The sequence below is a fragment of the Micromonospora sp. WMMD714 genome, from assembly GCF_029581315.1.
Lineage (GTDB): Bacteria > Actinomycetota > Actinomycetes > Mycobacteriales > Micromonosporaceae > Micromonospora > Micromonospora rifamycinica.
The window spans coordinates 6,147,035-6,171,740 of sequence record NZ_CP120744.1 but is presented as its reverse complement, the minus strand read 5'-3'; the positions used below and the strand labels follow the sequence as shown (position 1 = coordinate 6,171,740).

Genomic DNA, 24,706 nt, shown 5'->3' with positions numbered 1-24,706 from the left:
ACCCGACCCGCCCCCGACGGCGACCACCTCCGCTGCCTGGGCGTGGACTACGGTCGTCCGGTGACCGCGCCACCGCTGCACCCGCCGCCGACCCCGCCGCCGCCGTCCGCGCCGGCCACCGGGGCCGCCGACGGGGCGACCGCTGCGGCGGAGGTGCCACCGACCGGTCAGGGCACCGGCTTCACCGTCCGGCTGGCGAACTTCACCGGCCCGTTCGACCTGCTGCTGCAACTGATCAGCAAACACAAGCTGGACGTCACCGAGGTGGCCCTGCACACCGTCACCGACGAGTTCATCGCCTACATCCGGGCCATGGGCGACCAGTGGGACCTCGACGAGACCAGCGAGTTCCTGCTCATCGCCGCCACCCTGCTCGACCTGAAGGCCGCCCGGCTGCTGCCCTCGGCCGAGGTGGAGGACGAGGAGGACCTCGCCCTGCTGGAGGCGCGGGACCTGCTCTTCGCCCGGCTGTTGCAGTACAAGGCGTTCAAGGAGGCGGCGGCGCACATCGCCGAGCTGGAGGCGGTCGGCGGTCGGCGGTACCCGCGCGCGGTCACCCTGGAGGCCCGGTACGCCGAGGCCCTGCCCGACCTGGTGCTCGGCATCGGCCCTGAGCGGCTGCTCAAGCTGGCGGTCCGGGCGATGACCCCGAAACCGGTGCCGGAGGTCTCCATCGCGCACGTGCACCTGGTCCGGGTCAGCGTCCGGGAGCACGCGGCGATCCTGGCCGAGCGGCTGCGCCGGGCCGGCGTCGCCACCTTCACGCTGCTCTGCGCCGACTGCGGGATCACCCTGGAGGTGGTGGCCCGCTTCCTGGCTCTGCTGGAGCTCTACCGGGAGGGCCTGGTCGCCTTCGTCCAGGAGGAGGCCCTGGAGGAGCTGACCGTACGCTGGACCGGCCCCGCCGACGGGGGTGCCGACCTGCACGTCGACGAGTACGCCGGCAGCCCCGTCGACCCCGCCCCGGTGGATCCCGCCCCCGGGAGTCCGACCGGTGCCGCGCCCGCCGGGGCCGACCCCGTGCCGGGCGAACCCACCGCCGGAGTGCCCGCCGAGCCGGTGGACGAGCCCGCATCGACGCAGGAGTGACGTGATGAGCGACGAGGAGCGCCAGGACTCGCTGGCCGACCAGGCCGCCGCCTGGGTTCCCCCGTGGGAACGCCCCACCGCCCGACAGAACACCGTGCCCACCCCCGCCGACACCGCGCCCGCCGATCCGGAGCGGACGCCGGCCGAGGCGGCGTCCGCCGATCCCGGCCGGACGCCCGCCGAGTCGGCACCCGCCGACCCGGGCCGGACACCGGCCGAAGCGGCATCCGCCGCCCCGGAGCAGACGCCCGCCGAGGCCGCCTCCGCGGCACCGGGCCGGACGCCGGTCGAGGCGGTGCCGGGTGGTTCCGGCGCACCGGGGACGGTGGCGGGGGAGCGGGGCGCGGCGGGCGTACCGAGGCGGCAGCCGGCGGGGCGGCGGCGGGCGACGGTGGTGCCGGAGCCGGCGCCCGAGCTGGACGACGCGGAGCTGCGCGGCGCGTTGGAGGCCATCCTGCTGGTGGTCGACGAGCCGGTCAGCGAGCTGGTGCTGGCCCAGGTGCTCCAGCAGCGGCCGGAACGGATCGGGCCGGTGCTCGACGACATCGCCGCCGGCTACACCGCCGCCGGGCACGGTTTCGAGCTGCGCCGGGCGGCGGGGGGCTGGCGGCTCTACACCAGGCCGGAATACGCGGCCCACGTGGAGCGGTTCGTGCTGGACGGGCAGTCGGCCCGGCTGACCCAGGCCGCCCTGGAGACGCTCGCGGTGATCGCCTACAAGCAGCCGGTGACCCGGGGCCGGGTCTCGGCCATCCGGGGTGTCAACTGTGACGGGGTGCTCCGTACCCTGGTGTCGCGTGGGTTGGTCGAGGAGTGCGGCGCCGAACCGGACAGCGGTGCGTTCCTCTACCGGACCACCACGATGTTCCTGGAGAAGCTGGGCCTGGACTCGGTCGCCGACCTGCCCCCGCTTGCCCCGTTCCTCCCCGACGACGTAGAAGAGCTTGCCGATGCCACGCGATAACCGTTCCCCCAAGTCCGACGCCCCGGTGTACGAGGGCGCCGAACGCCTCCAGAAGGTGCTCGCCGCCGCCGGTGTCGGCTCCCGGCGTGCCTGCGAGGACCTGATCTTCAGGCGTCGGGTGACCGTGGACGGCCGGGTCGCCCAGCTCGGGGACAAGGTCGACCCGGCTACCGCCGTGATCCACGTCGACGGCGAACGCCTCCAGGCCGACAACCGCCTGGTCTACGTGGCGATGAACAAGCCGCGCGGGGTGGTCACCACGATGGCCGACGACATGGGCCGCAACGAACTCGCCGAGTTCATCGGCAACCGGGTGGAGCAGCGGGTCTACCACGTCGGGCGGCTCGACGCCGACAGCGAGGGGCTGCTGCTGCTCACCAACGACGGCACCCTCACCCACAAGCTGATGCACCCGTCGTACCGGGTGCTCAAGACCTACCTGGCCGAGGTGGCCGGGCCGATCCCGCGCAACCTGGGCAAGCGGCTGCTGGCCGGCGTCGAGCTGGAGGACGGGCCGGTGAAGGTCGACGCGTTCCGGGTGGTGGACACCCTGGGCCGCAGCGCCCAGGTGGAGCTGAGCCTGCACGAGGGGCGCAAGCACATCGTCCGCCGGTTGCTGGCCGAGGTCGGGCACCCGGTGACCCGGCTGGTGCGTACCTCGATCGGGCCGATCAAGCTCGGTGACCTGCGCACCGGGCGGATCCGTCGGTTGACCAACGCGGAGGTCGCCGCGCTGTTCAAGGCCGTGGGTGACTGACCGGAGTCACAGCGGGTAGGTGTGCCGGTAGGCTTCCACGCGGCCCACGGGCCGGCGGGTGGCGTGCGTCGCCCCCGGCGGCGGCGCGTGGGGCCGACCCGCGGGGCGCGGGGATGATGGATGACGATCGACTACCGCTCAACGGCGCCGGAAGACCGGCGACCCGCGAGGTACGGGCTGAGGAGGACAACGGTGGAGGAAAACGTACGGGCCGGGCGTTGCGTGGTCGCTGTGGACGGGCCGTCCGGTTCGGGTAAGTCCACCGTCTCGCGGCGGCTCGCCGTCGACCTCGGTGCCCGCTACCTGGACACCGGCGCGATGTACCGGGCGATCACCTGGGCGGTGCTGCGCTCCGGCGTCGACCTGGCCGACGCCGCCGCCGTGGGCAAGGTCGCCGGCGAGGTCGAGCTGCGCATCGGCACCGACCCCCGGGGGTACGGCGTGACCGTCGACGGGGTGGGTGTCGACCAGGAAATCCGCGGTCCCGAGGTGACCGGCGCGGTCTCCGCGGTGGCCGCCGTGCCGGCGGTACGCACGCTGCTCGTCGCCCGGCAGCGGGACATGATCACCCATGCCGGCCGGATCGTCGTCGAGGGCCGGGACATCGGCTCCGTGGTGGCCCCGGACGCCGACCTGAAGGTCTACCTGACCGCCTCCGAGGCGGCCCGGGCCCGGCGGCGCAGTGCCGAGGACGCCGCCGACGTCGCGGCGACCGCCGCCGACCTGGCCCGGCGGGACCGGCTGGACTCCACCCGCACGGTCGACCCGCTGCGGCAGTCCACCGACGCCGTCGAACTGGACACCACCGAGCTGGGCATCGACGAGGTCGTCGCCCGGCTGCGCGAGCTGCTCACCGAGCGGGGCGTGGCATGAGCGACGGGTGGGTGGAGCTGCGCGAGCCGGAGGCCGCCGTCGAGGAGCCGACCGGTCCGCAGCCCGTGGTGGCCGTGGTCGGCCGCCCCAACGTGGGCAAGTCGACGCTGGTCAACCGGATCATCGGTCGCCGGCAGGCGGTCGTGGAGGACGTCCCCGGGGTGACCCGGGACCGGGTGCCGTACGACGCGCAGTGGAACGGCCGGACGTTCACCGTGGTGGACACCGGCGGCTGGGAACCGGACGCGAAGGACCGGGCGGCGGCCATCGCCGCCCAGGCCGAGACGGCGGTGGTCACCGCCGATGTGGTGATCTTCGTGGTCGACGCCATGGTCGGGGCGACCGATGTGGACGAGGCCGCGGTGAAGATGCTGCGGCGCAGCGCCAAGCCGGTGATCCTGGTGGCCAACAAGACCGACAACACCGCCATCGAGATGGAGGCGACCTCGCTCTGGTCGCTGGGTCTCGGCGAGCCGTACCCGGTCTCCGCGCTGCACGGGCGGGGCTCCGGCGAACTGCTCGACGCGATCCTGGACGCGCTGCCGGACGCGCCGAAGATCGTCGAGAACCGGCCGCGCGGCCCGCGCCGGGTGGCCCTGGTGGGCCGGCCCAACGTCGGCAAGTCGAGCCTGCTCAACCGGTTCTCCGGCGAGGAGCGGGCGGTCGTCGACGCGGTCGCCGGCACCACCGTCGACCCGGTGGACAGCCTGGTCGAGATCGGCGGCGAGACCTGGCAACTGGTGGACACCGCCGGGCTGCGCAAGCGGGTCGGCAAGGCCAGCGGCACCGAGTACTACGCCAGCCTGCGGACCGCCGGCGCCATCGAGGCGGCCGAGGTGGCGGTGGTGCTGCTCGACTCCCACGAGCCGATCAGCGAGCAGGACCAGCGGATCCTGACCATGGTGGTCGAGGCCGGCCGGGCACTGGTGATCGCCTTCAACAAGTGGGACCTGGTCGACGCCGACCGTCGGTACTACCTGGACAAGGAGATCGACCGGGAGCTGCGCCGGATCCCCTGGGCGATCCGGCTCAACCTGTCGGCGCAGACCGGCCGGGCCGTCGACAAGCTCGCCCCCGCGCTGCGCAGGGCGTTGGCGAGCTGGGAGACCCGGGTGCCGACCGCCCAGCTCAACCAGTGGCTCACCGCCCTGGTCCAGGCCACCCCGCACCCGGTGCGCGGCGGTCGGGCTCCGAAGATCCTCTTCGCCACCCAGGCCGGGGTCGCCCCGCCGCGGTTCGTGCTCTTCACCACCGCGCCGCTGGACGCCGGCTACCAGCGCTTCGTCGAGCGCAGGCTCCGCGAGGAGTTCGGCTTCGAGGGCAGCCCGGTGGAGATCTCGGTACGCCCCCGCAAGAAGCTCGGCCCCGGCGGCCGGGGCAAGGCGCACGGCTGACACACCTCCGTCGAAAGGGGGCCGGGTCCACCCCGACCCCCTTTCCTAGGATGCTCTAGGCGGGGTGGCGACGGTCGCCCGCCGCGGCAGGGGCCTGTGCGCGCGGTGCGAAGATCCTGCGCTAAGCTGTACCGGCTGCCGCAGGGGAAACCACGCGGAGAGCAACGGGACGTGGCGCAGCTTGGTAGCGCACTTGACTGGGGGTCAAGGGGTCGTCGGTTCGAATCCGGCCGTCCCGACAGCACGAAAAGAGGCCGTCGACCGGGATGTTCTCCCTGGTCAACGGCCTCTAATTCGTAGTGCAACAGTAGGGATTCGTTGATCTAGACGGCGCGTAGCTGGGGACCACCTGGGGACCGGCGAGCCTTCAAGTGGGCGCTGAGCGCCGTTCCCGCATCGGTGATCGACTGCCGGTCGGGGTGCAGGTACCGCTGTGTCGTGGTCAGCGACCCGTGGCCGGCAATCTTCCGCAGGACATGCACCGGAACCCCAGCATCGGCCATCCAGGTCAACCCCGTGTGCCGCAGGTCGTGCCGCCGCAGGTGCTCGTAGCCGAGCCTCGTCACCACCTCATCCCAATGGGTCGCGTCCCGCAGCACGGCAGTGCTGATCCGGCCACCGCGCGGCCCGGTGAACAGCCGGGAGTGCGGCGCGGTAACCGAGTCCAGGCGGCGGGCGACGATCGGTCGCACTTCCTCGATGAGCGGCACCATCCGGGCGCGCTTTCCCTTGGTGCCCTTGTCGATCAGACCGCCGGGGCCGGGTGTGGTCTGCCGGCGGACGGTCCACATCCACGATTCCCGATCGATGTCCTCGGCACGGACGCCGGACACCTCCCCGATCCGGGCGGCGGTGCACGCAGCGAAGATCGTCACGTCACCCCATCCGGGAAACGTGTTCGCGGACCGTTCGACCAGGGCGACGGCGAGCCCGGTCAGCGCTTCCCAGTGCGGCAGGGCGAGCGTGCGCGGGTCGTCCAACTCGTCTTCGGCCCGCTGGTATTCGCGCTGCCACCCGGTGATCTGTGCGGGATTCCGCGCAATGATGCCGTCGCTTACGGCCTGCTGCATCACCCGGACCAGCACGGCAAGGCTGTTCTTGACCGTCGATCGACTGCACTCCTCGGCAATCCAGCCGTGCACGGCCCGATCTACCGCGCCGTTGGTAATCATGCGAATCGGGATGTGGCCGAGTGCGGGCACCACCCGTTTACGCCACCCGGCAAGGTACGGGTCGAGCGTCTTGCGTTCCAGACCACGCAGGGCCAGCGTCATCACGCTTTCGCCGTACTCGGCCAGTCGCTTTGTCGCGGCAAGCGGGTCGACGCCACCCTGCGCGGCGCTGACCATGGCGTCGATCCACGCTTGTGCCTCTTCGGGTGTCGCTACCGATTCAGACGTCGGGGTGCCGCGGCTGACGGGGCACTACTCCGGCAGGGTCGACGCCGGCCAGGGACGGAGCACCTCGTGAACGACCTCGACGTGGGACACCAGGATGGTACGGATGAGGCTGGCCTGCCGCGCCGTCCGGTGGTCGAACACAAGCCGATCCGCACCGCCGAACTCGCACGTGGCCTTCACCCGAGGAGCCCCCGGAAGTGCCGCCGCCACATGCACCGCCTCCCCGGCCGCGACCCCGAGCGCGGCGACCGCGCCGGCCCGGGTGCCGTAACGGGTCGCGTTGGCCAGGACGAACATCATGTCCGGCCCGGGGGTGATCATGAGGACGGCGATGGCGGCAAGGTAACCGGCCAGGGTGGCCGCGGACAGTCCGAGCACCGCTCAGCCCTCCTCGGCGCCGTCGAGCAACGCCCGCCGAAGAGCGAGCCGGTGCTCCCGCCGGATCTGCGCCTCCCGGTAACGACGCCGGTCACCGTCGGTCTCCGGCAGCAGCGGCGGTACGGCGCGCGGCTGACCGTCGTCGTCGATGGCGACCATCACCAGGTGGGCGGTGGCCACGTCGACCGGCGGCACCGCCCGATCCCAACGGTCCGCGCTGACCTTGACAGCAACCTCCATCGAGCTGCGGCCGGCCCAGGTGATCCGGGCATCGACGTGCACGACGTCGCCGACCCGTACGGCCCGCAGGAAGGCGGTCTCGTCGATCGCGGCGGTGACCGCCGGACCGTCGGAGTGCCGGGCGGCGACCACCCCGGCGACGGAGTCGATGAGGTTGAGTATCCGACCGCCGTGCACGGTGCCCATCAGGTTGGTGTGGTGCTGGTCCATGATCTGCGACAGGGTCAGCCGCGACGCCGACGGGGGCCGACCGGTGGGCGGGGCGCTCTCGTGCATGGTTCATCCGTCCTCGGGAAGCACACCGACCGACCAGCCGGCACGCACGTCGAGGACACGCCGCAGCGCATCACCCGCCCGACCCGCCCGCGAGGTCGACGGCAGCGCACCCACCTCGTGGATGCGCAGCGCGGGCAGGTCTTCGGACTCGCGGGCGTGACCCGGCTACGCCGGATCTCCTACTGGCCGTCGCTTCCCAGGCCCCGGTGGGCCCAGTGCTGATGACGGCGGTCGTTCCCACTCACCGCTGCGGGGCAGTCCCGGATTCTCACCGGGTTCCCTCTTACGACGCCGGAAGTGACAACATCCGGGCGAACCAACGCCAGGAAGCAGCCTATCCGTGTCCGGTCAGTCCGCCGGCCGCTCCGGGGCCTGATGTGACCCACCTCCCTGACCGCCCTCCTCGGCGGTGGCGGGTGGCACACCCCGCCCTCGACGGGCAGGCGGGGCCACGCCGACGGCGGGACCCGTCACGTCCTGCGGTGCCGCCACCGGCGTCCCGGGTCCCGGCATGGTCGTTGACGGAGCCGGCTGCGGCGCGGGCGCGGCGAAAGTGACCGGGGCGTCGAACGCGGCCCGCCGGGCGGCGCGCCGCAGCGCGGCCAGCACCGCCGGGCCGGCCAGCACGACCGCCACCGCGGTGGTGATCGCCCGCCCGGTGTCCCAACCGAAGGTCGAGGTGACAGCAGTGAACACGGCGAAGCGGTGCAGATTGTCCAGCACCGGCGCACCGGCGACGTAGGAGAGTTGAGTGTCCGCGCCAAGGCTGAACGGCCAGAACCACAGGTTCATCAGCAGGCCGTAGCCGTAGGCGGCGAACGCCCCGTACCCGGCCAGGACGGCCACCTCGGCCCGGCCGCGTAGCCGTGCGGGGAGCAGACCAGCACCGAGACCGACCCAGGAGGCGCACAACATCTGGAACGGCAACCACGGGCCCACCCCGGCGGTGAGCAGCGCGGAGGCGAACAGCGACGTCGAGCCGAGGAGGAAACCGAAGCCCGGCCCGAAGACCCGACCGGCGAGGACGAGCAGGAAGAACACGGTTTCGATGCCCGCGGTGCCGGCGCCCAGGGGACGCAGCGCGGCGTTGACGGCGGCGAGTACACCGAGCATCGCCAGGGCCTTGCTGTCGATGCCACCGGAGCTGAGTTCGGCCAGGACGAGCGCCACCAGCACCGGCAGCATGACGAGGAAGACCAGCGGGGCCTCACCGGTGCGGGCGGTGCTCTCGGGATGCGCGGGAATGAAGAACGGCCAGGTGAAGGTGGCCAACGCGGCGGCGGAGGCGAGGGCCAGCACCACGGCGGTGCGCGGCGCGACCCGCAGCACACTCATGCCGGTTCCCGGGTCGGCCCCAGCGCGGCGGTGACCTGCTCGACCGTCAGCCACGGCGCCGGGGCGAGGACCTTGGCCACCTGCGGAGCGAACGCCGGCGAGGCGAGCATGACCTCGGCCGTGGTCCCGTCGGCCACGATGTCCCCGTCGGCCATCACGACCACCCGGTCGGCGAGGAGCGCGACGAGCTCGACGTCGTGCGTCGCGACCACCACCGCCCGGCCGGCGGCGGCCAGCCCTCGCACCAGGGCGACGAACTGCCGCTTGGCGAGATAGTCCAGCCCTCGGGTCGGCTCGTCCAGCAGGACCACCGGTGGGGCGGCGGTGAGCTGTACGGCGAGCACGAGCGCCAACCGTTGCCCCTCGGACAGGTCACGGGGGTGTCGGTCGCCGGGCAGACCGGGGGCGAGCAGGTCGAGCAGGGTGCGGCAGGTGCCGGCCGCCGCGCCGCTCTCCTGGTCGGCCTGGTGGCACTCGGCGTCCACCGTCTCCAGATAGAGCAGGTCTCCCGGGGTCTGCGGGACGAGTCCGACGTGCCGGCGGGCCGGGCCGGCCGACAGCTGCTTCGGGTCGACGGGATCCTGCCCGCCGCCGGCATCGACGGTGACGGTGCCCCGGTGGCGGGGACCGCTGCCCTGCACCGCCCAGAGCAGGCTCGACTTGCCGGACCCGTTACGGCCCATCAACGCGACGACCCTGCCACGATGCAGGTCGAGATCGACGCCGGCCACGGCCACGGTGCCCGGATACCGCACGACGATCTTCCGGGCGGCCAGCACCGGGGCCGTGACCGGGGCCGGCGGCGGGTCGGGAGGTGCCGTGTCGGCGAGCCGCTGACGCAGGGTGCCGGCCCGGCGGCGGGCGTCGCGGACCGACAGGGGCAGCGGCGTCCACCCGGCCAGCCGGCCCAGCTCGACCAGCGGCGGCGCGAGGTCGACACCGGCCAGGACCGTCGCCGGTGCCCCGTCGACCACCCGGCCGTCCCCGGGCAGGTAGAGCAGCCGGTCGGCATACTGCACGACCCGTTCCAGGCGGTGTTCGGCAAGCACCACGGTCACGCCCAGGTCGTGCACCAGCCGGGTGACGGCGGCGAGGACATCCTCGGCGGCGGTGGGGTCCAGGGCAGAGGTGGGTTCGTCGAGCACCAGCACCCGGGGGTGGCTGGTGAGGACCGCGCCGATGGCGACCCGCTGCTGCTGCCCGCCGGACAACGTCCGCAGCGGCCGGTGCCGCAGCTCGGCGATGCCGAGCAGGTCGAGGGTCTCCTCCACCCGCTTACGCATCACCGCCGCAGGCAGGGCCAACTGCTCCATGCCGTACGCCAACTCTTCTTCGACGGTGTCGGTGACGAACCCGGACAGCGGGTCCTGACCGACCACACCGACGACGTCGGCGAGATCGCGGGGCGGATGCCGGCGGGTGTCCCGACCGTCGACGGTGACGCTTCCGTACAGGGTGCCGCCGGTGAAGTGCGGCACCAGCCCGTTGATCGCCCGCAGCAGCGTCGACTTGCCGGCCCCGGTGCGACCGGCGACCAGGCACAGTTCGCCCTCCTCGACCCGCAGGCTCACCTCCCGCAGCGGCGGTGGACCGTCGTCGCTGTAGCGGACGGTCACCCGGTCGAATGTGATCACGGGTGACCTCCGGGTACGGACGTGGCCGGGTCGCCGGTACGGGTGGGTGCCGCGACAGTGCTGACCGGTGTGTCCACCGTCGGTGCTCGGGTCGACGGCGACCCGGGTGGTGGCGGCGCCAGCCACGCCGGCCCCGCCGCCGCCGCGACGGCGAGCAGCATCAGCGGCGTCACCTCGGGCCAGGTCAGCGGACTGACCGGCGGATAGAGCAGCTCCGGGGCGACCGAGCCGGCCTGCATCGTCAGCGCTGCGGCGGCAACGCCGCACCCGGCCACCAAAAGCTCGGCGGAGCGCCACCGGTCCGGTCGGTGGCGGCTACGCCGTACCCGGCGGCCGGCCAGCAGCATCCCGGTCACGGCGACGACCAGGCCGGCGAGGAGCATCGGCAGGCCCAGGTAACCGGGTCCGGTGGAGTCGAGCAGCCCGTACGTGCCGGCGCAGACACCGACCAGTCCGCCGAGCACCAGTGCCCCCGTCGCGGCGCGCTGACCGGCCGGCACCGCCGCGGTGCGACCGTAGCCGCGCGAGTCCATCGCCGCCGCCAGCGCCAACGACCGGTCCAGGGCGTCGGCCAGCACCGGCAGGGCGATCCCCCGCAGCGCACGCATGCCCCTGCCGGTCGCGCCACGCAGCCGACGCGCCCGACGCACCCGCAGCACGCTCTCCACCAGTTGCGGCGCGACCGACAGCGCCACCACCACGGCCGTGCCCACCGCGTACAGCGCCCCGGGCACGGCCTTGAGGAGCCGTTTCGGATTGGCCAACGCGTTGGCGGCGCCGAGGCAGACCAGCATCGTGGCAAGCCGCAGCCCGTCATAGAAGCCACCGAGGACCTGTTCGACGGCGACCGGCCCGAACAACCGGATCCCCGCCGCCCACTCGGGCAGCGGGATCTCCGGCAGCGACACCAGCAGGTGCTCGCCCTGCCCGCCACCGAAGACGATCCGGAACACCACCCGCATCGCGATGATCACCGCACCGAGGACGAGGTACATCCGGAACGCCAGCGCCCACGGCGCATCGGTGCGCCGCCGCAGGACCGTCAGCGCGGCGACGGCGACGAGCAGCGCCAACAGCAACGGATTGGTGGTGTGGCTGGCTGCCGTGGCCAGGCCGAGTGCCCACAACCACCATGCCCCCGGATGCAACCCCCGCGGCAGCCGGGCAGCCGACCAGCGGCGCGGTTCGCGCCCCGGGTCGGCCGCCGCCGCGCCAACCCCGTCCCGACGGTCAGTCATCGGGATCGGCGGCACGGCGTCGCCGGGCGGTGACCACGCCGCCGACGGCGAGCGCGGCCAGCAGCACCGCCCCGGCGATCGTGCCCAGCGGCAGCCCGCCGTCGCCGCTGCCGGAGGCGGCGACCTCGGTCACCGCCGGCTCGCTTGCCGTACCGCCCGATGACCCGGTGACGCCACCGGGCGTCGTCGTCGGCACCGACGGGGATGTCGCCGCCACGCTGGCTGACGCCGTGGCCGACAGGGTGGCGCCCGGGGTGCCGGCAGCAGGGGGGATCGTGGTTCGACCGGCCCCGCCGGCCGGTGGCACGACCGGACCGCCACCTGCGGCCGGCGGTGGCACGGCCGGTCCGCCACCGGCCGCCGCCGGCGGTGGAGGTGGTGGAGGAGGTGTGGGGGCCGGCCGTTTCGGTGTGACTCCCGGCCTGGGGGCGTCGCTGGCGTTGCGGTTGAGCGAGAAGGACCAGCCCTCGAAGCTGCCGGCCGGCGGCTTGCGGTTGAGGACACCCTTGTCGCTGTACGCCCAACCACCCCCGTTCGCGGCATGCCAGTACGACCAGTAGGCGCTGGCCGGCGGGGTGTCCACGCACTTCTCCGAAGCCGCCGACGGCTTGCCCTCGATCCGGCAGATGAACCCCTCACCCCAGCGCAGCGTGCCGGCGATCTCGAAGCCGGCGTTCTTGAGCGCCGCGAGACCGGTGGCCTGGGCGCCGGAGGCGCAGCGCACCACCGTGCCCCCGCCCAACTCGTGGAAGTCGACCACGACGGTGACCCCGGAGGCATCCGGGCAGTAGCCGGCCGACCCGGCAGCCGCCGCCGCGCTGCCCGGCCAGGAGACGCTGCCCACCGCGGTGAGCACGACGACCGTCGCGGCATGAGCGGCCCGGCGGCTCATTGCACCCGCCGTCGACGTCCGAGCACCAGCAGCACCACACCGCCGCCGATCAGCAACAATGCGACCAGCACGTACCCGATGATCGCCGCCCCGGTGGTGGGGAGACCGGGCAGCGTCGGAGCCGCCGGGGTGGTGCTCGGCGCGGCCGTGCCGGTCGGTGACACGGTGGGGGAGGGCGTCGCCGGGCTGCCGGTGGCGCTCGGGCTCGGCCCGGCCGTACCGGTCACCGTCGGTGTCGGCGCGACCGTCGGCGTGGGGGACACGGTCGGTGTGGGAGTCGCGGTGCCGGTCGGCGTGGGCGTCGGCGACGTCGGCGGCAGGTCGAGACCGATGCGGCCCAGCGGCACATGGGCGAGTCCGAGTAGGGCCTGCGCGGTGGCCCTGCGCCACTGGTCCCGGTCGGTGTCCGCGATCCCTGTCGAGACAGCGCCGGTGAACGACTCGGCGTTGTAGGCGATCGCGCCCGCGTCACCGGCGGCAGCACCACCGTTCGCCGCCGTGAGCTGCAACTGCGTCACGGCTTGTGCGGCCCGTGCAGCCTGGCTGTCCCGGCCGGCAGCGGCGAGCGCCTGCCCGGCCAGCCCGGTGCTGTTGGAGTTCGCGCCGGTGGTCGGGCCGGAACCGCCGAACGAACCGTCGGCATGCTGCTGACCCACCAACCAGTCCGCGCCCCGGCGGGCGGCGTCGGAAGCGCCGGCGGCACCGGAGTCGGCAGCAGCCAGCAACGCCTGCACGGCCATCGCCGTGGAATCGACGTCGAGGGTCGCGCCCGGCTGCTCGTCGCAGGACGGCGACGGACCGTCCGCGGTGTCCGGGTAGAGCCGGAAGCCTCCGGCCGCGCACTGCTGCCGGACGAGGAAGTCGACCGTGTCCTGCGGCAGGTCACCGCTGCGGGCCAGCCCCAGCACGGCAAAGGACTGGTCGAAGGTGTTACTGGCGTCCGGTCCACTGTCGGCCGTGGTGCGACTGGTGATCCGTCCCCTCTGCTGGCCGGCGTCCGCCCCGGCCAGCAGGGACAGCGTCACCGCCCGCAGGTCGTACCCGCCGAAGTCGGTGGGGTCGGCACCGGCGGCGGACGCGACGTAAAGCAGCTTCGCGGTCGCACCGCCGTCGGTGAAACCCTCGATGCCCCAGTCGTCATAGCTGTTGTAGGACCGGACGTGCGCCGCTACCTGCCCGGTCGCCGCCTGTCGCGTCGGCGCCGACCCGCCGGTGGCGGACATTGCGATGATCCCGTCGATGGTCAGGCCCCAGTCCGGACCGCCGAATGGACCGGGCAGTGTGCCGTCGGTGAACTGACCTGCCAGCCACGAGGTGGCGTCACGCGCGGCGGCGGCATCAGCCGGGGCGGGTGCGGCCACCCCGGCCAGGGGCACCGCGGCCGTGACGACGGTCGTCGCCACGATCGCGCCGAGGCCGGTGGCGAGACGCCGGGACAGAAGCATGGGATTGCCTTTCGCAGAGCGGTCGGTGAGACCTCCGGAACACACTCCCGGGCTCGTCACCCCGCTCCGCGTACTGCGGTGAGCGGGGTGAACGGACCGTCGACGGCAGCCCGGACCTCACCCTGTAGACCTCGACAGTGGAAGCCGCTCGTCCCGGGCGGGGCATTCCGGCTCGCGAGAGGACCCCTCGCTCACGGTTGCGGGTCAGCGCCGGCTTCTACCGGCTTTCCCCCACACGGGACGTATGCAGTTGGGTACCCGGCGCACCGGATGTCGACACGGTACCGCCCTGGCGTCACAGGACGCCAGGGCGGCGGCCGACGGCCGGCCCACCGGTCAGCCCGCGGGGATGCCGGCAGGGTCAGGGTGCCGCGATGCTCGGCGGTGCGCCCGCCCCGAAGGACCAACCCTCGACACTGCCCGGAGCCGGGTTGTAGCCGCTGGCGCCCGAGGAGCTGTAGGACCACGACCCGCCCGAGGGGGCATGCCAGTACGACCAGTAGGCGGTGGCCGGCGGTGTGTTGACACACGGGTCCGTCGCGGCCGTGGGCTTGCCGTTGATCCTGCAGACGAACGCCAGACCCCAGCGCGAGGTGCCGGTCACCGTGAAGCCGGCCCCCTGCAGGGCGGCCAACCCGGTGGCCGGGTCGCCTAGGGCGCACGCGACCTGCACGCCCCCGCCGAGCGCGCCGTAGTCGACCACGACGGTGACCCCGGTGGTGCCGGTGCAGGCGGCGGCGTGCGCCGCCTGCGGCACGGGCTCCACGGCGGTCAGGGCGACAGCGGCGATGGCGGCGGCCACCAGGCCGGCGAGTCGTACGCGGACGATGGATCGGAGACGGAACACAGGTCCTCCCGGGTTCAGGTCGGCGTGACAGGTCAGGGACAGGTGAGCACCGGTGCGTCGGAACCGGCGGTCGCAGCGGAGAGCGTGGCGTAGCCGGCACCGGTCAGGCCCAGGACTGCCTGGCCGGTGGCGCGGGTGGCGGTGGCCGGGTCGAAGGTGCCGCCGTCGAAGTCGACCGCGCCCCGGTCGGCCGGGGCTGCGCCGCAACCCACCTGCAGGCCGACCAGGAACGTCCGTGCCCGCGCCCAGGCCAACGGCCGGTGGCCGGTGCGCAGCGCCTGCGCGGCGAGCCCGGTGCTGTTGGCGTTCGGGATGCCCGTCGGGTCGGTGAAGCTACCGTTGGCGCCCTGCACCGACACCAACCAGCGCAGCCCGGCGGCAGCGTCGGCCGGGCGGCCCGCCGCCTGGAGCGCCTGCACCGCCAGTGCGGTGGCGTCCACATCGGAGGTACACACCGGCTGGGCGGGCAGCAGCGGGTATCCGCCGTCCGGGCAGCGGGTGCCGGCCAGCCAGGTGGTGGCGGTCGCGGGCGCACCCTGCGCTGTGCGGTCCAGGGCGAGGATCGCGAAGGACTGGCTGAACGCGTTGCTGTAGTTCCCGTACGCCGACCGGTCGGTGAACCGGCCGTTGGACGATTCCAGCCCCCGCAGCCGGGCGATCAGGTCGACCCCGCCGACGTCGGTCGGGTCGCCCCCGCGTACCTGCACGGCGAGGGCGAGTTTCGCGGTCGCGCCTGCGTACGCCTCGGCGCCGCCGTCACCGACGTAACCGTCGCGGACGTCCGGCCGGGTGACCCAGTCCAGTGCCCGCGTCCCGAAGTCGTCGGCGACACCGGCGGCGGCGAAGGCGAACACCGCGTCGAGGGTCAATCCCTGGTCGGGGTAGGCGACGCCGTCGAAGACCACCTCGAATCGTTCGCCGTCGACGAGCTGCCGCGCGAGCCAGCCGGCGGCGGCGCCGGCCCGGTCGGCGCCGGGGTGTGCGGGCGCAGCGGCCGCGGGCGTGGCAAGGGTGAGAGCGGCGAGTGCGCCGCAGAACAGGGCGAGCAGGCGGTGCCGGCTCAGGCGGACGACCATCGGAAGCGCCTTTCCGGCCCGGCGGTCGTCAGAACCCGGACGATCACCACCGGCAGGCAGGATCGACCGGCCTCCGACCCGTGGGCCACGACGGGTGGGGAACGGACATCACGCGTGCGGCGGGTATTCGGACTTGCCGTCAGGGGTGTCTGCCACCTCGACGACCTACCGTTGCGGGCCAGCGCCGGACTTCGACCGGACTTCCCCCGCGCACGCGTTGATGAAGTTGTCGCGACAGTCTGATCTCCGCGACAGAGGATGTCAATGCGCCATCGTGCGAACACGGTTGGTGAGAACCGGCATGATCGCCGTCCTCTCCGGACGAAGCCGGCCGTACCCTCGCCACCCGACACGAACGCGGTCAGCAACGGCACATCGACTCACCGTCGCCCGCGGTACGCAACGTTGCAGTAGGAAACACCGCCGCGTCGGGACCCGACGCGATATCGTGACACCGCAGTTGGTCCGCCACGCCCACCACGTGGCGGCGCAAGAGGGAACCCGGTGCGAGACCGGGACTGCCCCGCAGCGGTGAGTGGGAACGACCGCCGTCATCAGCACTGGGCCCGCACGGCCTGGGAAGCGACGGCCGGTAGGCCTGAGCACGACGCCCACGAGTCCGAAGACCTGCCGCTGCCCACGTGTATCCGCGCGTGGAGAGCTCGGCGACCTTCGAGGGCGGGTCGACCATCGGCGACAGCACAACATCCGGTGCTGCGTGCGACCGTACCGCTCCCTGCCGAGTTCGGGCGACTCAGCAGAAGGAGACCCAGATGCAAGCGCCACCAGCACAACGGCCCCATCCGTCAACGTCCGACGCCGTGACTCCCGGCATCGCCGGCACGCCGGCCGAACGGAACGGCCAGTGAGCAAGACCGCCGCACCACGCCACCTCAGGATCGATGACGAAGATGTCGTCGTCCTCCCGGCGGCGGACTACGAACGTCTCGCTTCCGCGCGCCGGCAACTCGGCGCCCGCGAAGCGCGAAACCGCAGCCTGACCGACCAGGTGAAAGCCCTGAGCACACTGCTCACCGACATCCGGCAGATCGTCGATTCGACGCCGGACTGCTGCGGGGCTCACCGCGATGCCGACAGCCGGATCAGGGATCTGGCAGACGCCCAGCGGATCCCGCGACCGCCGGTCATGCCCGCACCGACGACATGAACCACCGCGACACCCACCCGGACACCGCACCGCATCCGACGGCACTCTCCTGAGCCGCCCGACCCTGCCGGTAGGTGAGTTGCGCGGACGGCTCGGGGTCCGGGCGGACTCCCTTGGGAGCCCGCCCGGACTGGCCCGGTCAGCTCCGACGGACCTCGGCGGCAGCGGCGACGAGGTGCCGGAGGGACGCCTCGACCTCGGCATAGGTGCGGGTCTTCAGACCGCAGTCCGGGTTGACCCACAACCGTCGGGCGGGCACGGCCGCGACGGCCCGGCGGAGCGCGTCGACCACCTCGTGGTGGGGTGGGATGCGGGGCGAGTGGATGTCCCACACGCCGGGGCCGACGCCCCGGCGGTAGCCGATCGCGGCGAGGTCGTCGAGGATCTCCATCTTCGAGCGGGACGCCTCGATGCTGGTGACGTCGGCGTCGAGGGCGTCGATGGCGGTGATCACCTCACCGAACTCGCTGTAGCACAGGTGGGTGTGGATCTGGGTGTCGTCGGCGACCCCGCTGGTGGCCAGCCGGAACGCACCGACGGCCCAGTCGAGGTACGCCTTCTGGTCGGCCCGGCGCAGGGGCAGGGTTTCCCGGAGGGCGGGCTCGTCGACCTGGATGATCCGGATGCCGGCAGCCTCCAGGTCGCGGCACTCGTCGCGCAGCGCGAGCGCGACCTGGTCGGCGGTGTCGGCCAGGGGCTGGTCGGTACGGACGAACGACCAGGCCAGGATGGTGACCGGGCCGGTGAGCATGCCCTTGACCGGACGGTCGGTCAGCGACTGGGCGTAGGTGGACCAGGCGACGGTCATCGGAACCTGTCGGGCCACGTCCCCGTGGATGATCGGCGGGCGGACGCAGCGGGAGCCGTAGGACTGCACCCAGCCGTGCGTGGTGGCCGCGAAACCGTCGAGTTGTTCGCCGAAGTACTGGACCATGTCGTTGCGTTCCGGCTCACCGTGCACGAGCACGTCCAGGCCCAGCCGTTCCTGCAACCGGACGACCTGCTCCACCTCGGCGCGCATCCGCTGCGTGTAGCCGGCGTCGTCGAGGGTGCCGGCGTGGTGCGCGGCGCGGGCTCTGCGCAGCTCGGTGGTCTGCGGGAACGATCCGATCGTGGTGGTCGGCAGGTCCGGCAGCCCCAACCGTTCCTGCTGGCGGGCGGCCCGGGACGGATAGTCGGCGCGTTGCCGGTCGGTGGGGCGCAGCGCGGCCAACCGACCGCGGACGTCGTCGTGACGCCAAGCCGCCGGGACGGGCGGCAGCGGGGCGGGCAGGGAGGTGGTGCCGTCGCGTAGTGCGCGGCCGAGCAGGACCACCTCGTCGACCTTCTGCCGGGCGAACGCGAGCCGCGCGGACAACTGCGGGTCGAGGGAGGTTTCGGCGGACAGGTCGACCGGGACGTGCAGCAGCGAACAGGACGTGGATACCGCCACGTGGTCGGCCAGTCCGCCGACCGTCGCGCCGGCGGCGACAGCGGCGCGCAGATCCGTGCGCCAGACGTTGCGCCCGTCGACCAGGCCGGCAACGACGGTCTTGCCGCGCAGGGGACCGGCGGCGGCGAGCCGGTGCAGGTTGCCCGCACCGGCGACCAGATCCAGGCCGACCGCCTCGACCGGGGTGTCCAGCAGCGCCGGCAGCGCGTCGCCGAGGTCACCGAAGTAGGTGGCGACGAAGATCCGGGGCCGGTGGGGCAGCTCACCGAGGCGTCGGTAGGCGTGCCGCAGACCCTCGATCTCAGCCGGGCTGCGGTCGGCGACGTAGGCAGGCTCGTCCAGTTGGACCCACGCCACGCCCGCCTCGGCCAGGGCGGTGAGGATCCGGGCGTACGTGTCGACCAGGTCGTCGAGCCGGCCGAACGGATCGTCACCCTTGGCCAGCAGCAGGAAGGTGGCCGGACCCACCAGCACCGGCCGGGTGGTGATGCCCAGGTCACGCGCCTGCGCGTACTCGCCCAGGGCCTTCTCCGGATGCGCCGCGAACACGGTGTCGGGATCGATCTCCGGTACCAGGTAGTGGTAGTTGGTGTCGAACCACTTGGTAAGTTCCAGCGCTGGCGCCGCATCGACGCCACGGGCCATGGCGAAGTAGGTGTCGAGTTGCCCGAGGCCGAGCCGGGCGAACCGGCGGGGGACCGCACCGACCGCGACGGCGGTGTCGAGCACGTGGTCGTAGTAGGAGAACGTGTTGGACGGGATCGCGTCGAGACGCGCGTCGCGCAGCGTCCGCCACACGTCGGCACGTAGCCCGGTGGCGACGTCCTCCAGACCGGCGGCATCCAGCGTGCCGGCCCAGTACGCCTCGACGGCCCGCTTCCACTCGCGGTGGGCGCCGATCCGGGGATAGCCGAGCACGGTGCTCTGCCCGAATGAGGTGGTCACAGATGGTCCTTCCCTCGCGGTGACCGGCGACCACGCGAGAGAGGAAGACGGATACGCCCGGCGTAGCCGACATTCCGCCCTGGCCCTCCCGAGAGGCCGCCGACGGCGCGTACCGGCGGTACGCGCAGTGCTGGCAGGTCTTCGGACTCGTGGGCGTGACACAGGGTCGCCTACTGGCCGTCGCTTCCCAGACCTTGCGGTCCAGTGCTTCGTTGACGGCGGTCGTTCCCACTCACCGCTGCGGGGCAGTCCCGGTCTCACACCGGGTTCCCTCTTACGACGCCCCACCCGAAAAACGGGAGAGGCGAACCAGCACCGCCCGCGATCCTACGCCCCATCGCCGCCTGCCGCGGCCGGCGTCCGAGGCGCGGAACACGATTCGCGTTGCTCGGCTATGGATGGCCAGCCACCTCGACCGTCTGCACGACGTCTGGATCCTCCGCTACGCGGCCCCGAGCCGGGCAACAGTGCTTTTCCCGAGGCTTCCTCGCCGAGGTCGAGCAGTTCGATGAGGCGGTTGCGGTACAGGCTGTGGGTCTGGTTGGTGAGCATGTGTACCGGGGAGATGCGCCGGTAGGTGGCTACGCCCACCTGTTCGTTGAGGTGCCGGGGTGGGCTGCCGTCGAGCCAGTCCATGCGGCAGGCCGAGGTGGCGAGGCAGAGCACGAGGTACGGGTTAGCAGGACCCGCTGACCAACCTCGCCGAGCACGACATTGCTGCCATCGAGGGAACGAACGACAGTGCCGGCGCTCATGAGGTTCTTTCGGCAGGCGGGTGCCCGGCCGGTGGCGGCGGGACCTTAGGTGGTGGGACGGTCAGTCAGCGGCGGCGAGGGCGGCGATGCGCAGGGAGATCTCCCGGACGATGGCGGGCAACTCCCTACCGGTGTGGTCGCTGGTGATGGCGAGGGCGAGTTCGGTGAGCAGGAGGAAGGCTTGGGCGCGTTCGGCGTCGTCGGTGAACGCGTCGGTGAGCGCCTGGACGCCGGGGAGGTCGCCGCGGTGGCGGGCAGCGACGATCCCCACAGCGCGTTGCATCCCGGTCAGCAGAGCAGCGGCGTCAGGTGTCATGCGGCGCGGGTGAGGTCCCGCAGCCGGTCGAGCAGCTCTGTCGGATCCGCGTCGGCTTTGCCCTGGGCGGACGCGGCGCTGCCACCGCCCTTTCCCGCCAGGAGACGCTTGATCAGGTCGTTGGCGGCCAGGCCGCGTTGCACGCCGGCGGGGGTGACGGCGACGACGATGCTCGCACCGGCGACGACGCCGACGACGCCGGGGCGGCGGCCGAGGCGATCGCGGACCTTCTCGGCGAGACGGCGGGCGTCGCCGGTGGTCGTGATACCGGCGTAGGCGAGGCCGCCGAGGTCGATGGCGTTGGCGGCGTACGTGTCGGCGTCCAGGTCGATGAGCCGGCCGCGCAGGTCGTCGGCCTCGCGTTCGGTCTGCTTGAGTCGCGCCAGCAGGGTGGTGATGCGGTCGGGAAGTTCCTCGGGGCGGGCTTTGAGCTGGGCGGCGAGCTGGGTGACGAGGTCGCGTTCGCGGGCCAGGTACCGGAACGCCTCGATTCCGGTGACTGCTTCGATGCGACGTTGGCCGGCACCGACCGATGATTCGCCGGTGAGCGCGAGGGAGCCGATCTGCGCGGAATGCGCGACATGAGTGCCGCCGCACAGCTCGCGGGACCACTCGCCACCGATCTCGACGACCCGGACGGTGTCGTCGTAGGTTTCGCCGAACAGAGCCAGGGCACCCTCGGCGCGGGCCTGCGCCAGCGGCAGGTGGCGGACCTCGACGGGCAGGTCACGACGGATCGCCAGATTGGCGATCTCCTCGATCTCACTGCGGGTGGTCTCGGTCAGGCCACCGCGCCAGGCGAAGTCCAGGCGCAGGTAACCGGGCCGGTTGTACGAGCCCGACTGCAGCGCGTTCGGCCCGAGAACCTGGCGCAGCGCGGCATGCACGACGTGCGTGCCCGAGTGGGCCTGCCGGGCGCCGATGCGCCATTCGGCGTCGACCGCGGCGTGCACCGTTTCACCGACGGTGAGGCTGCCGTCGAGGATCCGGACGGTGTGCGCGATCAGACCCTTGACCGGTCGCTGGACGTCGATGATCTCGGCGCGCAGGTTTGGGCCGGTGAGCAGGCCGGCATCGGAGTCCTGTCCGCCGCTCTCGGCGTAGAACGGGGTGCGGTCCAGTGCGACGGTGACCATGTCACCGGCCTCGGCGGTGTCCACCGTGGCGCCGCCGGACCAGATCGCGACGACCCGGGATTCGGTGTCGAGCGTTTCGTAGGCCAACCAGTCCGTGGGCCCGTGCGCGTCCAGCACCGTCCGGTAGGCGGACAGGTCGGCGTGGCCGGTCTTGCGGGCCTTCGCGTCGGCCTTCGCGCGGGCGCGCTGCGCGGTCATCAGGGCCCGGAACCCGTCGGCGTCCACGGTCAGGCCCTGCTCGTTCGCGATCTCCAGGGTGAGGTCGATCGGGAAGCCGTACGTGTCGTGTAGTTGGAACGCCTTGTCGCCGGGCAGTGACGAACGTCCGGCCTTCTTGGTCTCGGCGATCGCGGTGTCGAGGATGGTGGTGCCGGCGCGCAGCGTGCCAAGGAAGGTATCCTCCTCGGCGTAGGCGGCTGAGGAGATGCGGTCGAAGTCGGCGGCGAGTTCCGGGTACGACGGGGCCATGCAGTCGAGGGCGACGGGAAGCAGCTCAGGCAGAGCCTTGCCCTGCCAGCCGAGCAGCCGCATGGCGCGGATCGCACGGCGCATGATCCGCCGCAGCACGTAGCCCCGGCCTTCGTTGGACGGGGTGACCCCGTCGCCGATGAGCATGAGCGCGGTACGGACGTGGTCGGCGATGACCCGTAGACGGACGTCGTCGGGGTGGGACTGGCTGGCCGCCTGCCCGGAGTGCACGCCGTACCGCTTGCCGGTCAGGTCGGCGGCCCTGGCCAGGACGGGACGCACTTCGTCGATCTCGTAGAGGTTGTCCACCCCTTGCAGGATCGAGGCGATCCGTTCCAAGCCCATCCCGGTGTCGATGTTCTTGTTCGGCAGTTCGCCGACGATCCGGAAGTCGGTCTTCGACGCCACGTCGGTGATCTCGTACTGCATGAACACGAGGTTCCAGAACTCCAGGTAGCGATCCTCGTCGACTTCCGGGCCGCCCTCGGCGCCGTAGGTCGGGCCGCGGTCGTAGTAAAGCTCGGAACAGGGACCCGCCGGGCCGGGGATTCCCATCGACCAGAAGTTGTCCGCCTTGCCCCGCCGCACGATGCGCTCGACCGGCACGCCGGTCTTGAGCCACAGGTCGTACGCCTCGTCGTCGTCCAGGTAGACCGTCGCCCAGATCCGTTCCGGGTCCAACCCGAAACCACCCTGCTCCACTGGGGTGGTCGACAGCTCCCAGGCGAGGGGGATCGCCCCGGCCTTGAAGTAGTCGCCGAACGAGAAGTTGCCGTTCATCTGGAAGAACGTGCCGTGCCGGCTGGTCTTGCCGACCTCGTCGATGTCCGGCGTGCGGATGCACTTCTGCACCGACGTGGCCGTCCGGTAGGGCGCGGCCTGCTGGCCGAGGAAGTAGGGGACGAACTGCACCATTCCGGCGTTGATGAACAGCAGGTTCGGATCCGAGATCGCGGGCAGCGGTGCCGAGGGCACCACCGTGTGTCCGTTGGCCTCGAAGTGTGCCAAGAAGCGCTGCTTGATCTCCGCCGTCTGCACAACGCCCCCTTATTGCCGCCTCTCTGCAACTGCATTCTATTGGCAGGAAGGTGAGGTGGTTCGGGACGCCCCCCGGTCGACGACTGCCCGTGGCGCGGTGCGGCCAGCGAGTCGGCTGGGGAAGGCGGCAGACGCTGCGCGAGCGCGGGTTCCGGTCGGTGCCGTCGGCACGTCTGGTGGTGCCGGCGGCACCGACCGGATGACCACCGCCGTCAGCTGTCGGGCGGGGTGGCGGTGGCGGCGACGAGCAGGGACAGCTCCTGCACGAGATCGTCCATGGACTGGCCGCTCTGCGCGCGGAGCAGCCCGAGGCTCAGGTCTGCCAGGAGGTAGAACCCGAGGCTTTTGGCCTGCTCGGAACCGAACGCGGCGAGCAGCTCCTCGGCGCCACCGAGGTCACCGCGGTGCTTGGCCGCGATGACCCCGGCGGCGCGTTGGACCAGTTCGGCCGCTGCCGGGGTGGGGCTGGTCACGCCGATCAGATCTTTGGCGTGGTGGCGCGGGCGGCGTCGAAGCGGGCGATCACGTCCGACCAGTTGACCAGGTTCCACAGCCGGTCGACGTAGTCTGGCCGGACGTTCTTGTACTGCAGGTAGTAGGCGTGCTCCCAGGCGTCGAAGACCAGCAGCGGAATGGAGCCCTGGCCGACGTTGCCGTGGTGGTCGTAGACCTGCTCCACGATCAGCCGCTGTCCGAGCGGTTCCCAGGCCAGCACGCCCCACCCGGAGCCCTGCACGCCCTTGGTGGCGGCGGACAGTTGCCCGGCGAACGCGTCGAACGTGCCGAAGTGCTCCTCGATCGCGGCGGCCAGCTCGCCGTCGGGACGGTCACCGCCGTCCGGGGAGAGGTTGCCCCAGAAGATCGTGTGCAGTACGTGCCCGGACAGGTTGAACGCGTACGTCTTCTCCAGGCCGACCAGGGTCGAGAAGTCCCCCTTCGCCCGGGCCTCGGCGAGCTGCTCCAGGCCGTCGTTGGCGCCCTTGACGTACGCAGCGTGGTGCTTGTCGTGATGCAGCTCCAGGATCTGCCCCGACATGGCCGGCTCCAGGGCGCCGTAGTCGTAGGGCAGATCGGGCAGGGTGTAAACCGCCATCAGAACTCCTCGGGGTTGCTGCCAAGTTGATGCTCTTGCCACTATTTTGCAATAGAACCGGTGATCGTGCGGCGAGGAGCGGTGGTTGACCACATCGGAGACCGAGCGGGTGAACGCCGCGGTGCAGCGATTACGCCGCGCTGGCCTGGGCAACACCGCAGCCCGCCGCGGAGTGCTCGACCAACTCGCCCACGCCGTAGGTGGCCGCGGGCACCTCACCGTGAACGAGCTGTATCAAGCCCTCCTCGCCCATGGTGTGGCCGTGGAACTGTCAACGGTGCATCGGGTGCTGCGGCAACTGGTCGAGCTGGGCATCGCCCACACCGTGCCGGTCGGCAGGACGATGACCTTCGGGCTCGCCGACGACGCCCATCACCACGCTGTCCGCGGCACCTGCGGCGACATGCGGCAGCTACCGGCCGAGGCCGTCGCCGCGAGCGTCGCCGCCGCCCACGCTGTCGGGATCGATACGGAACTATCCGGCTAGCCCCGCGGTGTCGTGGTCTACGGGCGGTGT

General features: G+C 72.2%; 22 protein-coding genes, 1 tRNA gene and 5 riboswitches. Of the genes, 8 read left to right on the top strand and 15 right to left on the bottom strand.

The genetic code is table 11. The annotated features are described in order from the left end of the window. Window positions 1-42: 42 nt before the first annotated feature. From O7625_RS26225 to O7625_RS26200, 6 genes are all read left to right on the top strand, one after another. On the top strand, window positions 43-1,089 hold the full coding sequence (locus O7625_RS26225) for a segregation/condensation protein A (RefSeq protein WP_282342426.1): 1,047 nt from the start codon (window positions 43-45) through the stop codon (window positions 1,087-1,089). A 4-nt stretch (window positions 1,090-1,093) separates the two neighbouring features. Next, window positions 1,094-2,053, top strand: a complete 960-nt coding sequence (scpB, locus tag O7625_RS26220; RefSeq protein ID WP_282342424.1) for an SMC-Scp complex subunit ScpB — start codon at window positions 1,094-1,096, stop codon at window positions 2,051-2,053. Continuing rightward, window positions 2,040-2,810 carry a pseudouridine synthase gene (locus O7625_RS26215; RefSeq protein ID WP_067304624.1) on the top strand — a complete coding sequence of 257 codons (771 nt, stop codon included), beginning with the start codon at window positions 2,040-2,042 and terminating at the stop codon, window positions 2,808-2,810. The genes scpB and O7625_RS26215 overlap by 14 nt, the downstream gene beginning before the upstream one ends. A 192-nt stretch (window positions 2,811-3,002) precedes the next feature. Continuing rightward, complete coding sequence (gene cmk, locus O7625_RS26210) at window positions 3,003-3,683, top strand: (d)CMP kinase (protein ID WP_282342421.1); 681 nt, start codon at window positions 3,003-3,005, stop codon at window positions 3,681-3,683. Beyond that, entirely contained in the window at window positions 3,680-5,077 is a 1,398-nt protein-coding gene (der, locus tag O7625_RS26205; RefSeq protein WP_282342420.1) for a ribosome biogenesis GTPase Der, read from the top strand. The genes cmk and der overlap by 4 nt, the downstream gene beginning before the upstream one ends. Before the next feature lie 165 nt (window positions 5,078-5,242). Beyond that, window positions 5,243-5,316, top strand: a tRNA-Pro gene (locus tag O7625_RS26200). A gap of 84 nt (window positions 5,317-5,400) precedes the next feature. On the opposite strand, the gene O7625_RS26195 is transcribed toward O7625_RS26200, so the two are convergent. The 10 genes from O7625_RS26195 to O7625_RS26150 all read right to left on the bottom strand — a co-directional run bounded on the left by O7625_RS26195 (window position 5,401) and on the right by O7625_RS26150 (window position 15,838). Further along, window positions 5,401-6,426 carry a site-specific integrase gene (locus tag O7625_RS26195; protein ID WP_282342418.1) on the bottom strand — a complete coding sequence of 342 codons (1,026 nt, stop codon included), beginning with the start codon at window positions 6,424-6,426 and terminating at the stop codon, window positions 5,401-5,403. A 75-nt stretch (window positions 6,427-6,501) separates the two neighbouring features. Then, entirely contained in the window at window positions 6,502-6,855 is a 354-nt protein-coding gene (locus O7625_RS26190) for a LysE family transporter (protein ID WP_282342414.1), read from the bottom strand. A gap of 3 nt (window positions 6,856-6,858) precedes the next feature. Continuing rightward, window positions 6,859-7,371: an acyl-CoA thioesterase gene (locus O7625_RS26185; RefSeq protein WP_282342412.1), complete on the bottom strand. Its 513-nt coding sequence runs from the start codon at window positions 7,369-7,371 to the stop codon at window positions 6,859-6,861. 115 nt (window positions 7,372-7,486) lie between these two features. Next, a riboswitch (cobalamin riboswitch) is annotated at window positions 7,487-7,707 on the bottom strand. 12 nt (window positions 7,708-7,719) lie between these two features. Then, a complete protein-coding gene (locus tag O7625_RS26180) occupies window positions 7,720-8,706 on the bottom strand; it encodes an ECF transporter S component (RefSeq protein WP_282342410.1) in 987 nt (328 codons plus the stop codon). Further along, window positions 8,703-10,340: an ABC transporter ATP-binding protein gene (locus tag O7625_RS26175; RefSeq protein ID WP_282342408.1), complete on the bottom strand. Its 1,638-nt coding sequence runs from the start codon at window positions 10,338-10,340 to the stop codon at window positions 8,703-8,705. Before O7625_RS26175 ends, O7625_RS26180 begins: the two co-directional genes overlap by 4 nt. Next, entirely contained in the window at window positions 10,337-11,578 is a 1,242-nt protein-coding gene (locus tag O7625_RS26170) for a CbiQ family ECF transporter T component (RefSeq protein WP_282342407.1), read from the bottom strand. The genes O7625_RS26175 and O7625_RS26170 overlap by 4 nt, the downstream gene beginning before the upstream one ends. Continuing rightward, complete coding sequence (locus O7625_RS26165) at window positions 11,571-12,470, bottom strand: hypothetical protein (RefSeq protein WP_282342406.1); 900 nt, start codon at window positions 12,468-12,470, stop codon at window positions 11,571-11,573. Before O7625_RS26165 ends, O7625_RS26170 begins: the two co-directional genes overlap by 8 nt. Next, window positions 12,467-13,915: a cell wall anchor protein gene (locus O7625_RS26160; protein ID WP_282342405.1), complete on the bottom strand. Its 1,449-nt coding sequence runs from the start codon at window positions 13,913-13,915 to the stop codon at window positions 12,467-12,469. The genes O7625_RS26165 and O7625_RS26160 overlap by 4 nt, the downstream gene beginning before the upstream one ends. A gap of 138 nt (window positions 13,916-14,053) precedes the next feature. After that, window positions 14,054-14,192: riboswitch (cobalamin riboswitch) on the bottom strand. An 84-nt stretch (window positions 14,193-14,276) separates the two neighbouring features. Next, window positions 14,277-14,762, bottom strand: coding sequence for a hypothetical protein (locus O7625_RS26155; RefSeq protein WP_282342402.1), 486 nt, complete (start codon window positions 14,760-14,762; stop codon window positions 14,277-14,279). Window positions 14,763-14,794: 32 nt separating this feature from the next. Continuing rightward, window positions 14,795-15,838, bottom strand: coding sequence for a peptidase (locus tag O7625_RS26150; protein WP_282342401.1), 1,044 nt, complete (start codon window positions 15,836-15,838; stop codon window positions 14,795-14,797). 100 nt (window positions 15,839-15,938) lie between these two features. Next, a riboswitch (cobalamin riboswitch) is annotated at window positions 15,939-16,090 on the bottom strand. Between the two features lie 192 nt (window positions 16,091-16,282). Beyond that, window positions 16,283-16,488: riboswitch (cobalamin riboswitch) on the top strand. Window positions 16,489-16,703: 215 nt separating this feature from the next. On the opposite strand from O7625_RS26150, the gene O7625_RS26145 reads away from it, so the two are divergent. Beyond that, on the top strand, window positions 16,704-17,006 hold the full coding sequence (locus tag O7625_RS26145) for a hypothetical protein (RefSeq protein ID WP_282342400.1): 303 nt from the start codon (window positions 16,704-16,706) through the stop codon (window positions 17,004-17,006). 139 nt (window positions 17,007-17,145) lie between these two features. Here the strand turns inward: O7625_RS26145 and metE are convergent, their stop codons facing one another. From metE to O7625_RS26120, 5 genes are all read right to left on the bottom strand, one after another. After that, window positions 17,146-19,383 carry a 5-methyltetrahydropteroyltriglutamate--homocysteine S-methyltransferase gene (gene metE / locus O7625_RS26140; RefSeq protein WP_282342398.1) on the bottom strand — a complete coding sequence of 746 codons (2,238 nt, stop codon included), beginning with the start codon at window positions 19,381-19,383 and terminating at the stop codon, window positions 17,146-17,148. Between the two features lie 114 nt (window positions 19,384-19,497). Further along, a riboswitch (cobalamin riboswitch) is annotated at window positions 19,498-19,712 on the bottom strand. A 487-nt stretch (window positions 19,713-20,199) separates the two neighbouring features. Continuing rightward, the gene (locus O7625_RS26135; protein ID WP_282342394.1) at window positions 20,200-20,421 is read right to left on the bottom strand and encodes a superoxide dismutase; all 222 of its coding nucleotides are present in this window, start codon (window positions 20,419-20,421) and stop codon (window positions 20,200-20,202) included. Between the two features lie 29 nt (window positions 20,422-20,450). Beyond that, window positions 20,451-23,096, bottom strand: a complete 2,646-nt coding sequence (gene alaS, locus O7625_RS26130; protein ID WP_282342392.1) for an alanine--tRNA ligase — start codon at window positions 23,094-23,096, stop codon at window positions 20,451-20,453. A 212-nt stretch (window positions 23,097-23,308) separates the two neighbouring features. Then, the gene (locus O7625_RS26125; protein ID WP_282342390.1) at window positions 23,309-23,569 is read right to left on the bottom strand and encodes a superoxide dismutase; all 261 of its coding nucleotides are present in this window, start codon (window positions 23,567-23,569) and stop codon (window positions 23,309-23,311) included. Window positions 23,570-23,574: 5 nt separating this feature from the next. Next, a complete protein-coding gene (locus O7625_RS26120) occupies window positions 23,575-24,189 on the bottom strand; it encodes a superoxide dismutase (protein ID WP_282342388.1) in 615 nt (204 codons plus the stop codon). Window positions 24,190-24,274: 85 nt separating this feature from the next. On the opposite strand from O7625_RS26120, the gene O7625_RS26115 reads away from it, so the two are divergent. Beyond that, window positions 24,275-24,676, top strand: a complete 402-nt coding sequence (locus O7625_RS26115; RefSeq protein ID WP_282342386.1) for a transcriptional repressor — start codon at window positions 24,275-24,277, stop codon at window positions 24,674-24,676. The last annotated feature ends 30 nt before the right edge of the window (window positions 24,677-24,706 follow it).

Coding starts and splice junctions, on each gene's coding strand:
- O7625_RS26170 (WP_282342407.1), bottom strand. CDS start 11,578: ATGACTGACCGTCGGGACGGGGTTGGCGCGGCGGCGGCCGACCCGGGG.
- O7625_RS26185 (WP_282342412.1), bottom strand. CDS start 7,371: ATGCACGAGAGCGCCCCGCCCACCGGTCGGCCCCCGTCGGCGTCGCGG.
- der (WP_282342420.1), top strand. CDS start 3,680: ATGAGCGACGGGTGGGTGGAGCTGCGCGAGCCGGAGGCCGCCGTCGAG.
- O7625_RS26135 (WP_282342394.1), bottom strand. CDS start 20,421: ATGCAACGCGCTGTGGGGATCGTCGCTGCCCGCCACCGCGGCGACCTC.
- O7625_RS26120 (WP_282342388.1), bottom strand. CDS start 24,189: ATGGCGGTTTACACCCTGCCCGATCTGCCCTACGACTACGGCGCCCTG.
- O7625_RS26195 (WP_282342418.1), bottom strand. CDS start 6,426: ATGGTCAGCGCCGCGCAGGGTGGCGTCGACCCGCTTGCCGCGACAAAG.
- O7625_RS26165 (WP_282342406.1), bottom strand. CDS start 12,470: ATGAGCCGCCGGGCCGCTCATGCCGCGACGGTCGTCGTGCTCACCGCG.
- O7625_RS26180 (WP_282342410.1), bottom strand. CDS start 8,706: ATGAGTGTGCTGCGGGTCGCGCCGCGCACCGCCGTGGTGCTGGCCCTC.
- O7625_RS26215 (WP_067304624.1), top strand. CDS start 2,040: ATGCCACGCGATAACCGTTCCCCCAAGTCCGACGCCCCGGTGTACGAG.
- O7625_RS26150 (WP_282342401.1), bottom strand. CDS start 15,838: ATGGTCGTCCGCCTGAGCCGGCACCGCCTGCTCGCCCTGTTCTGCGGC.
- O7625_RS26160 (WP_282342405.1), bottom strand. CDS start 13,915: ATGCTTCTGTCCCGGCGTCTCGCCACCGGCCTCGGCGCGATCGTGGCG.
- scpB (WP_282342424.1), top strand. CDS start 1,094: ATGAGCGACGAGGAGCGCCAGGACTCGCTGGCCGACCAGGCCGCCGCC.